Origin of the sequence: Allorhizobium undicola ORS 992 = ATCC 700741, from assembly GCF_000621665.1 — a bacterium.
GTDB classification, from domain to species: Bacteria; Pseudomonadota; Alphaproteobacteria; order Rhizobiales; family Rhizobiaceae; genus Allorhizobium; species Allorhizobium undicola.
On record NZ_JHXQ01000035.1, the window covers coordinates 1 to 10,006 of the forward strand.

General features: G+C 52.3%; 8 protein-coding genes and 3 pseudogenes. 9 read left to right on the top strand and 2 right to left on the bottom strand.

Annotation, left to right across the window (positions count from 1 at the left end; translation table 11 throughout):
* Positions 1–219, bottom strand: a pseudogene (locus T424_RS21505) (IS21 family transposase); the annotation flags it as partial.
* A 117-nt stretch (positions 220–336) separates the two neighbouring features.
* Between T424_RS21505 and T424_RS21510 the strand changes: the two are divergent.
* The 9 genes and pseudogenes from T424_RS21510 to T424_RS21515 all read left to right on the top strand — a co-directional run.
* Positions 337–474, top strand: a pseudogene (locus T424_RS21510) (IS6 family transposase); the annotation flags it as partial.
* A gap of 190 nt (positions 475–664) precedes the next feature.
* Entirely contained in the window at positions 665–2,386 is a 1,722-nt protein-coding gene (locus tag T424_RS0118390) for an asparagine synthetase B family protein (RefSeq protein WP_084268585.1), read from the top strand.
* A gap of 38 nt (positions 2,387–2,424) precedes the next feature.
* Entirely contained in the window at positions 2,425–3,717 is a 1,293-nt protein-coding gene (locus tag T424_RS0118395; protein WP_027489021.1) for an MFS transporter, read from the top strand.
* Positions 3,718–3,725: 8 nt separating this feature from the next.
* Complete coding sequence (locus tag T424_RS0118400; RefSeq protein WP_027489022.1) at positions 3,726–4,850, top strand: nucleoside-diphosphate kinase; 1,125 nt, start codon at positions 3,726–3,728, stop codon at positions 4,848–4,850.
* Complete coding sequence (locus tag T424_RS0118405) at positions 4,847–5,122, top strand: hypothetical protein (RefSeq protein WP_027489023.1); 276 nt, start codon at positions 4,847–4,849, stop codon at positions 5,120–5,122. The genes T424_RS0118400 and T424_RS0118405 overlap by 4 nt, the downstream gene beginning before the upstream one ends.
* Positions 5,119–6,306 (top strand): nucleotidyltransferase family protein, encoded by a 1,188-nt coding sequence (locus T424_RS0118410; protein ID WP_027489024.1) that lies wholly within the window; start codon positions 5,119–5,121, stop codon positions 6,304–6,306. The genes T424_RS0118405 and T424_RS0118410 overlap by 4 nt, the downstream gene beginning before the upstream one ends.
* Entirely contained in the window at positions 6,306–7,934 is a 1,629-nt protein-coding gene (locus T424_RS0118415; RefSeq protein ID WP_027489025.1) for an asparagine synthase-related protein, read from the top strand. Before T424_RS0118410 ends, T424_RS0118415 begins: the two co-directional genes overlap by 1 nt.
* A gap of 3 nt (positions 7,935–7,937) precedes the next feature.
* Positions 7,938–8,705, top strand: a complete 768-nt coding sequence (locus T424_RS22720) for a hypothetical protein (protein WP_154664987.1) — start codon at positions 7,938–7,940, stop codon at positions 8,703–8,705.
* Between the two features lie 162 nt (positions 8,706–8,867).
* Positions 8,868–9,580: pseudogene (locus tag T424_RS21515) on the top strand (IS6 family transposase).
* 87 nt (positions 9,581–9,667) lie between these two features.
* On the opposite strand, the gene T424_RS0118430 reads toward T424_RS21515, so the two are convergent.
* The coding region (locus tag T424_RS0118430) for an IS66 family transposase (protein WP_027489027.1) at positions 9,668–10,006 on the bottom strand (339 nt) is incomplete at its 5' end.

Below are 10,006 nucleotides of genomic sequence, written 5' to 3' on the forward strand. Positions count from 1 at the left end.
CTCATTGGCGAGCAGCATTCCATCGAGCTGATCGCGCCAGGGGCCGAGCTTCGGCTGAGGTTGACGGGTCCGTTCGTATTTGAACTCCGTCTCATCGGTGCGCAAAACCTTCCGCACCACTTTCCGCGATATGCCCAACTCCCGGCAGATCGCCTTGATCGACTTGCCCTGAACATGGGCTAGCCGCCGTATCTTCAGAATTGTTTCCACAATAAGCATCCAAACAAAAAGCCTCCGATGAAACCGGAGGCTGTTGTAACCCCATCGCAGATGGGGGGCCCGTTTGGACGCCGATCACCCCATTTGCGGGGTCCTTATTCCATGCCTAATCACAGGCAGGCAGCCATTTTCAATCTGACCGGCGACATTCGTGGAGAAGCACGGATCGTTGAACGAGCCTTCGGGATTGGGTCCAGCGCACTCACCGAGGCTGTGGCCCTCCTCGCGCAGAATCTCGACGCCAAAACCGCGTGACTGAGGTGTAGGAAGGCCTCTTCATAGCCAAGCAAAATGTTTGCAACAGAGCCGGAACACATAACTCTTACCGGCGAATATCGGTGGCCGCCCTTAAGGTAGCATATCGCCCCCTCCCGCAAACGACCCCGTACTGGCCGATTTCATAAAAAATTCGCTCAAAAGTTTCACTGCCACAAAAAAGACATAAATGAGAGGAAAGAAGCGAAAATATAATTATTTAGATTGCAAATATTTAAGGGGAATAACTGTGTGCGGCATCATTGGTTGCGTTGGCAATCGCCGAAAGTCCCTGCAAGAAGCGTATCGCTTCGTATCACATGGGCAGATTTATATTGAAGCTCGTGGTCCAGATCGTTCACAGATCATAAACCTGCCAGCGAACGTCGCATCCATCGGCATGGCGACATTATCCATAAATAATCCGTCGCAGCACTACGGTCCTTATTGTTCAACCAATAGAAGATATGTGCTAACATACAACGGCGAGATTTACAACGGAAGGGACTTATGTCAGCGCTTTGACATTTGGCTTTCGCCAATCGAAAACGATGCGCATCTGCTTCTCAAATTATTTGAGAAAGTAGGGACGAAGTGCCTGCCCTATATCAACGGCATGTTTGCCTTCGCCATTCTTGACACGCAATTGAACAGGCTTACGCTAGCAGTCGATAAACACAGCCAGAAGCCCCTTTACTGGACCAAGTCGCAAAACCTATTGGCTTTTAGTTCCGTTTATACCGCGCTGGCTCAGTTAAATACCGAAGACCAGAGCTTCTCGGATGAATTTCTTGAGTTTGAAAATTTCGTGGGCGGCCGGACTCCTTCGTCTGGCATTCACAAGCTTAAGGGCGGAACATTTGCCGAATATACGCCGGCGGATGACCGTCTGCGGATTGCGGAATATTCGAAGGTAGGGTCACCACAAGCCGGCACAAACGTTGCCGACAGCCTCGTTTCAGCAGCCGGTCGCCTGGCAACATCTCTCCCATCCGCTCTTCTGTTGAGCGGCGGCATAGATTCGGCAATTCTTGCTGCTCTCCTTCGGCCCAACGTCGCAGTCACCGTATCGTTTGACGAGCATGACGCCTATAGCGAAGAGGTAAAGGCGCGCGAAATCTGTGACGCGTTCGGCATTGAGCACGTCGTCATAAAGCCGGATAGCACGAAGCTGCTTACCAACATCGACGACATCACAAGACGTCTCCAATTCCCCATTGGCAATGCGAGCGTGTTTCCAGAATACGTCATCTACGAAGAACTCGCCAAGAGAGGAATTCGCGTGTGTTACAGCGGTCTCGGCGCCGACGAGTTTTTCCTCGGATATGAGCGGATGCGATTGTTTGTAGCGAAAATAGCCGGGAAGACTCCCGCTGTTGCGGACAACTATCTTCCCTTGCAGCAGCATCTCAATTCAATTTATGACCCGCAAGTATCGCCAGGCGAAAACTATCTGAGGTTGCTGGCGCGCAACCCTTCGGCAAAGCTCTCACATGTCGCCATACCGGAGGAATTAAATTCCGTCGACCAGCTCAGCGAGTTGATGACTTGGATTGAAACGGAGTTTTCGCTTCCGGGTTTGCTGCGAACAACCGATGCTCTGAGCGGGTCGTTTGGCATTGAAGTCAGAGCTCCCTACTTGGATGATGAGGTGATCGCGGCTGCTGGTCAACTTCAGCTTTGGGACAAACTCGACGTCGATAATGGCACAAAGTTGCCGCTCCGACGGCTCGCTGCGAACCTCGGTGTGCCCATGTCAGTGACACATGATCTCGTGAAGCGCGGCTTTGCTGCTCCCTATGGTATGTGGCTGGGTACCCAGTCAAAAGCACGCGGTATTTTTGACCGGTCGGTTTTCCTGTCGGCGCTCATCGAGTCTCACCAACGACTTAACTATCCGGTAGCGGCGTAATTCATGTTGCGGCTTGTTCAAACGCGGCATCGTATACGATGAACCGGCAGGCAATTTCCAATATCTCGCCCCGTGAAGTAGACCGCATCGACAGTGGAACTATCTGGACGCGACAGTTCACCGGTCTGTTTTTCGGCCAGCTACTGATGGCAGTAGGCTTTAGCATCACAGTACCCATCATACCCTTCTCAGCACTGAAATTTGGTGCGAGTTCGGAGACGGTCGTTTATATCATGGGCTCAAACCTAATTGCCCTTGTCCTCCTTTCCGGCCTATTCGGCTACCTAAGCGATCGTATCGGCAGGCTCCCAGTTATCATGACGGCGTATGTCGTCAGCATACTGAGCTTCTATCTTTTGGTCATCTCCAACAGTCCGTCCGAGTTGCTGATCGGACGGGCATTGGGCGGCATCCATGGCGCGGCCGGCGGTGTCGTGATGGCGCTTGTCGGCGACAATGTGAGCAAAAGTCGTGCGGCGACAGCAATGGCGACGCTGAGTTCGACGATAAAGCTTGGCTTCATTGCCGGACTGATTGGCCTCTATTTTGCTGCACCATCGAGCGACAAAGACTACCAAGCTCTTTTCGTTGTGGCACTTTCGTGTTCGCTGCTGGCCTTTTTCTCGTTAGGAATTGGTGCCTGGAACTCATGGAAGGTTCAATCGCCTCTGCCGAGCTCCGTCGCCGCGCTTCAGGGCGAGGACGAGCAAGCCGTGGCACCGTTAAGGTTTACCACACTGCCGGGGATACTGCCGCGCACATCCGTCATTTGCTTCATCGGGGCGCTCGTCGCCTATAGTATCTATTCAGCACAGAACGCCACACTTGCTCTAGTTCTGTCAGAGCGATTCCACATCCAGCCTTCGCAAATCAGCTTGGTTCTTGCTCTCGGCAATACAGCCGCCGTCATCCTCCAAGTCTTTGGAACCTCCCGAATTTCGCGGCTGCGAAATCTGGAGGGGTTTATGTGGACATCGGCAGGTTGCATTGCCTGCACCGCTGCGGCGTCCACAATCGACAGTTCGCCAATCTATCTCGTAGCCCATTACTTGCTGGTCACAGTCCTGTCGGCGACGACCTATCCTATTGCTATGGCTCATTTAGGCAACGCGCGATCGAACGTCGACAGGGGCGTGTTGCTGGCGGGTGCCACGAACATATTGACGGTTTTCCAAGCAGCGACACCGCTTCTCTTTGGTCTAGTGGTGACATTGCTCGGCATCTCTTACGTCGGCTTCGTCGAAGCGGGTGTAATTTTGATCGTTTTAACCGTGGGATTTTTTCTAGCGGCACGATTTTGGCCCGCTAACACTAGTAAAACAAAGGTTTAGGATAGATTATGGTGAAATACATGCATCAGTTTGACGAGATACCAACTCGTTTCGCGACGCAGAGTTATTTTCTTCGCACGAATCTTCACCAAGAGTTCGTATCCTATTTGAAAAAGTCACTTCCTCAGCAAGCTTTTGATACGTGCGAGCATATTGCACTGGTGCTGCTGAAGCCGGATGCCGTTTGCGCCGACAAGCATTTTCCAATCCTCGAGCGGTTGATGGAAAACGGCTACAACATTCTATACGGCGATTTCATACAGGATCCCAAGGAGAGGATGTTTGAAGAGCTTTATCAATATAATCTCACATTGCGGAATGAGCAGAACCAAATCGCCAGTTGGTGGATAAACCGGCGACTTTACACGACGGGTCCGTCGATATTGCTCCTCGTATCACACAACCGGATGCGAGACGTTGATCTCTACGCTGACCTTATTCGTATGAAAGGGCCATCCGACCCCTTCAAGACCATTCCGGGTCAAATTCGGTGCGATTTTGGCGGCTGCAACATGGCGATGAACCTGATCCATTGCTCGGACGACCCGGTTTCGTCTTTGCGGGAGTTTTTGATTTTTCGACCAATGCAAGTGCTGGATGCCACGTTGCGACAAATCTATCCGCTTCTGGACTCTTCGACAGGCCTGCAGGCCCGCAACGAGGAGGTCATAAAATATCTGAAGCAGATAAATCCGGCTATCGTACCTTCACGCGCAGACATTGATTTTATTTCCGTCCTGTGGAGGCTTCGCCAAAGAAGTGCCCTCGCAGTCTCAGCCCTTTGCTCGCCGGGGGAGCCCTGCAGTTTTCTTTGGCCAGGCGCAGTACCTAGTGAACCTGTGCCTGGGGCGCGCTTAATGGAGGCTCTCGATCGAAGCCGTAGTTACCTTGATAGACTTCAATCCACCAAATTCGAGCGCGCCGATTGGAGGTTGGACATCGGACTCAAGCTGATCGAAAGACTCTGCCAATTCGACGAAATAACGGACCGCGACGTTCCCGATTTGGTCAAGATGTTGAGCGCCTTGGGAGTGAGAACCGATGCGTGGGACGAGCTTGTTCTCGAAACGAGCGCACATTATTCCGCGTCGATGCGGCAATATCTGCAGAGCCAACAAGGAGAGCTCGCGTGAGCAAGCGTTTCCCAGCAATCGCCAACCAATTAAGTTGGCCTCGACGCTCGTCTGCTGAAACTTTCCTGACCGACCGCCAATTTATCGCCGGCGTGTCGATCGGTCTCACAGTTCTTTCCAAAGATCTGAAGCTGACCGGGGGACTACGCGAATTTGTCAACTGGGGAGGAAACCCAGTGGGCGGGGTCACCACCCAGCAAGCATATTTCGGAAGCGTGGAAGAGATTTGCCAAGCCCAATCGATTTACAAACAAAAGGCATTGAAAGCATGAGCGTGCGGCACGACATTATCAATTACCTTGTTGCAGTCCATGCCTCTACCGGCATGTCGAAGACGGGATTTAACCCGAATTTGCTCAGATTGCTGGGTATCTCCGCCGAAGAATTCGCCTATAGCGCAGCAGATATTTCGGGAAAATACCTCCGGTATTTTCCCTATATCGAAAAGGCCGCCGAAAGCGGAGCTGTCAAACTTGACAATGCTGCAACTACGCTTGTTCATGAGCTACGCCACGCCAGAGGCATTGTCACAGAGAGCTTGCAGAAAGAGCACGAGTGGATCGTCTCGAAACTTCATGTCGCCCAGGTCCGACCCCTTTTTTTCAAGGGACGGGAATTCAATCGGGTCGTAACGGGCGTGCCCAGAGTTTCTGGTGACTTTGATTATCTGGTTCGACAAGCCGATTTGGATACGGCAATTCGGGTGCTGGAGGAATCCGGATACCGCCAAGGCCGGACCATGAGTTCCGCCTTTCGCGATCTGTTTTCACCAGACGACCCTGGCATGTTGCGGTTACAACCTCTGCCGACGGCAAACAAGCTTGAGGTGAGAAACTGCCACCACCAGGTTCACGCGTTCTACAAAGTGATTGAGTGCACGCAGCAGATTGACTTTCATTTAGACCGACCAGCTCCGGATTTCTTCGTTTATTTCAACCACAATCAGAAAACCTACGCGCTGAGCGTTATAGATCTGCATTTCAATATCGCTACCGGCATGGATGAAGATGACTACCTGCGCGGATTGAAGCATCATAGCATCTACAGCGATGCCGACGAGTTTCTTGCGCCCGAAGTCCTAGCTTTCTTCTTTGCCGGTCGAGCCTATTATGAACCGCTCGTGCTGAACCAGCCTAGTTATCGAGACCTTATCGATCTTTTCGCCGTCCTTCATAATTGCAAGGATGGCTTCGACTGGGATTGGCTCACGTACCTGTCCTTGCAGTACGGCAACCAGGCTGCTCTCTACTATTGCCTTCATCACGCTTCGGTATTGATGCCGAGTCTCGTTCCAGATCAGGTACTGGAATTTTTAACGCAACATCTCGAGCAGAAGCCTGAGCTCGATCTCGGTCCCTTTTTGCCGAAGGCATTTGGCGTAACGTCTTTCGACCATACTGTCGGGCACATAATTCAAGCGTTTTCTTCACAAACGAATGCCAGGATCGCGGCCTGATGGACACTCAGCAGACCATCGATCGTTTTTCAGAAAACGGGCACGAAAGTGAGAACATTTATGTCAGGAAAGGGATGACGGCAGATCTCCAGCTTTTTGCCCCGGGGCGCGCGAACAGGGAATCGATCAGATCAAGATGTGACACGCTGATCAGCACTTATGAGCAAGAGGGGTTCGACGGCCTTTCATCACTCAGCTTCGAACATTCGTACATTCTTAGAGATCGGCAGTCAGGGCGTACGATGGCTTGGCGCGGGGCCGTCGACGGCGTGCCTCTGTTCTATCGGCAGACCGATTCCAAGGAATGGATCGTCAGCACAGATATTTCCGGCCTATGCTCGACGTCTTACACACCCGATTTGGACATAAGCAGCGTTTACCAGTTCCTCATATTCCAATATCTGCCTTCACCTAGGACGCTACTCAAAGGTATCGCAAAAGTCCGGCCCGGCTGTTCGATACTTTTCGATCGATCTGGCGAGCTTATCGAGGTCGAAAAGCCGATCCTAACCTATCTGCCTTCTGAAGAAAGCGATGTTCATGATCGATGCACCGAACTCCTTCAGACGATCTACTCAGATTTAAAAGGTGTCTTGGCAGGGAAGGCTGGACTGTTTTGCAGTGGAGGAATTGACTCAACGACAAACGCCATACGCTGCCATCAAAGCGATGTTGATTTTGTGTTGCTGACTGCTGGATTCAAAGGAAGCGAATGGGATGAAGTCCCTTACGCGGAAATGGTGCAGAATCAAACGAAGCGACCGCACTGGATACATAGAGCTGAGAACGTCACACCAGATCACCTGGATCGAATTGCCCGCGCGTTAAAAGAACCGATTTGCGATCGATCGATTATCCCAAGTGCGCTCTTGGTCGGCAGCTATCCAGACGATCTGACAGACCTGGTCTCAGGCGAAGGAGGGGACGAACTTTGGGGGCCTCCGCGGCGCTGGAGCTTCAATTCTGCCAACCGACGATCGGATCGCGAATTTCATGCCTTGTCGAGGCGATATCTGGAAAACGCCGCATGTATGACACGTGATGAACGCCTCTCCTTGTTTTCAGACCTTGAAGTCGCGGGGTCGATAGAAACAAATTCTGTCAGCGCCTTGTCTTCGATCGCAACCCTCTCAGGAGCCCAGGACGAGTTTCAAGCTCTCAAGGCTATTCAGACGGCGACCTGGTTGCCCGAAAATGTCGTTGCCAAAGATCGGGCAGTCGCTTCGATAAGGGGGATAGGAGTCCATTTTCCGCTCGCCAGTGCGGCCGCCCGCAATTTCATCGCTGGCCTCAGCGCAGACGCCCATTTCACGTGGTGCTCTGACAAAACGCTCCTCCGATCACAGCTCGTCGGCTCTGTTCCGGATGGCATTCTCGAAAAACGGAAACATAAGTTTAAGGTGCCTCCGGATATTTGGTTTCACAAGAGCACCCATGAACGGCTTTTGGATCGCTTCAATTCAGGCACCAACAATCTCGATCAAATGCTTGTAAAAGCAAAACTCGAAAATGTCGCAAAACGGGCGCTGCTTGGAGAAGCCGTCAACGATCGGGCGATCTGGGGTATCTACGTGCTTCTCGCCTGGCACGAGAACCTGGTTTCCGCAGCCAGAAACAGAAGGAATTGATGTATGCTCCAGAATTCTTCGTCTCAATATCACATCGCGTGGTCGGGTCGCTGCAGCGAAGAGGCTGTGACCACCATATTCGATGATAAGGTAAATAATGCAGTATATTCGGTTTCGGATCTAGTTCTAATTGACCAGCAATGGCAAGCACGCGAAAGAACAGCTGCATCGGAAGGTCGTCGCCTCTATAATTCTGCAATTTTTCGGCTTGCCAGCCACCAGCAGCGAACAGATGGTAATTTGGTGCTTCACGTTGGGGTGACCGATTATCGCGAATACGTGGCTACACGATCTGAAAAACAGGATATTGCACGCGCAAATCCGATAGGGACATGCGTCATACCGGTAACGGTGGATGGACGGATTCCCATTGGACGGCGTTCACAAGCTGCGGAAGTCAATCCGGGGAAATTTTTCACCTTTGGAGGTTTTTTTGATGCTGCGCTGGATTTGAAGGGGACCACGCCCAACATTTTTTCGTGCATTCAGCGGGAAGTGCAGGAAGAGATCGGAATCGAACTTGCCTCTTCTGCGCTTGAACTCGTCGGCATCGTCAACGACCTCGTCAACATTCATCCGGAGATATCTTTTGTTGCAAATCTTGAGATGTCGTCGAGTGAAGTCGCGTCCTCAGGATGGAAAGCTGAGCTCGACGATCTGATTTTTGTCCAAGCCAAGGATTGTCTCGAATTCTTAAACAAACACAGGCTTGATTTTACACCTACACTGATAGGTGCATTAGAAATATTCGCTGGGACAAAGTATAGTTGAAGGCTTTGGTGGTCCCGCTGGACGGCGGCGAACGGTCTCGCTAATTTGCCTCGGCTTTATGGGCGCGTCAGGCACCGTAAAGTTAACCGGACATCGATCAAAATGTGGGATCGGTGGCGTCGCTTTAACCGCCTGTTTGCATTGAGTTGATACCGAGCTTGCATGACTGAAGCCCCACTCGTCCACTTCAAACGCCACCGCTTTCCCGCTGAGATCATCGCCCATGCGGTCTGGCTCTACTACCGATTTTCGCTCAGCTTACGCGACGTCGAAGATCTGTTGGCGGAGAGAGGCATCAACGTCTCGTTCCAGACTGTCTAGGAATGGGCGGCGAAATTCGGCTTAAAATTTGCTGATCAGCTCAGACGCCGCTCACGAGGCCATTTTTGCGACAAATGGCACCTCGATGAGATGGTGGTGACGATCAAGGGGAAGAGATACTGGTTGTGGCGCGCTGTCGCTGCCAACGGCCACGTCCTCGATGCCCTGCTGCAAAGCCGAAGAAACAAAGCAGCCCCCTGCGTTTCATACGCAAGCTTCTCAAGGACCAAGGTATCGCCCCGCACGTCATGGTGACCGACAAGCTGCGTTCCTATTCGGCTGCAAAGTCGGAGTTGATGCCGGACGTCGAGCACCGCTCGCATAAGGGATTGAACAATCGAGCCGAGAATTCTCATCTTGCTGTGCGACGACGCGAACGGCGAATGATGCGCTTCAAGTCAGCGCGACAATGTCAGCGTTTTGTCTCAACTCATGGCCAGATCGCCAATCTTTTCCTTCTCCACCGCAAACATCTCACCGCAACTGACCATCGCCAGCTTCGCGCTCACGCCATCTCGATCTGGCGTGAAATCGTTGGCTCGATCGCCGCCTGAAACAGGCGAAACAGGTCATCACCAAGCGTTCCAACCGTTAAGGCGACGCCACCTCCAGCACTGTAAGCATCCGGTGAAGGCCGCGGTTCAGGCCGCCTGAGCACCCAACGTCTTGGGTTTCCAATTCCAGGGAAGCAATTGCTCCAGCCTGCTGATCGGTGTGTCTGCAATGCTGGTGAGGACGTCGGCTAACCAGACCTGTGGATCGATGTCATTGAGCTTGGCGCTCATGATCAGTGTCGCCATGAACGCCGCACGTTCAGCACCACGATCCGATCCGGCGAAGAGCCATGACTTTCTTCCGAGTGCGAAGCCTCTGAGCGCGCGTTCGGCGGCATTATTCGTCAGGCAGATCCGGCCGTCTTCGAGGAATGACGTAAATCCATCCCAGCGCTTCAGCATGTAGTCGACCGGCTCAGAGACAGG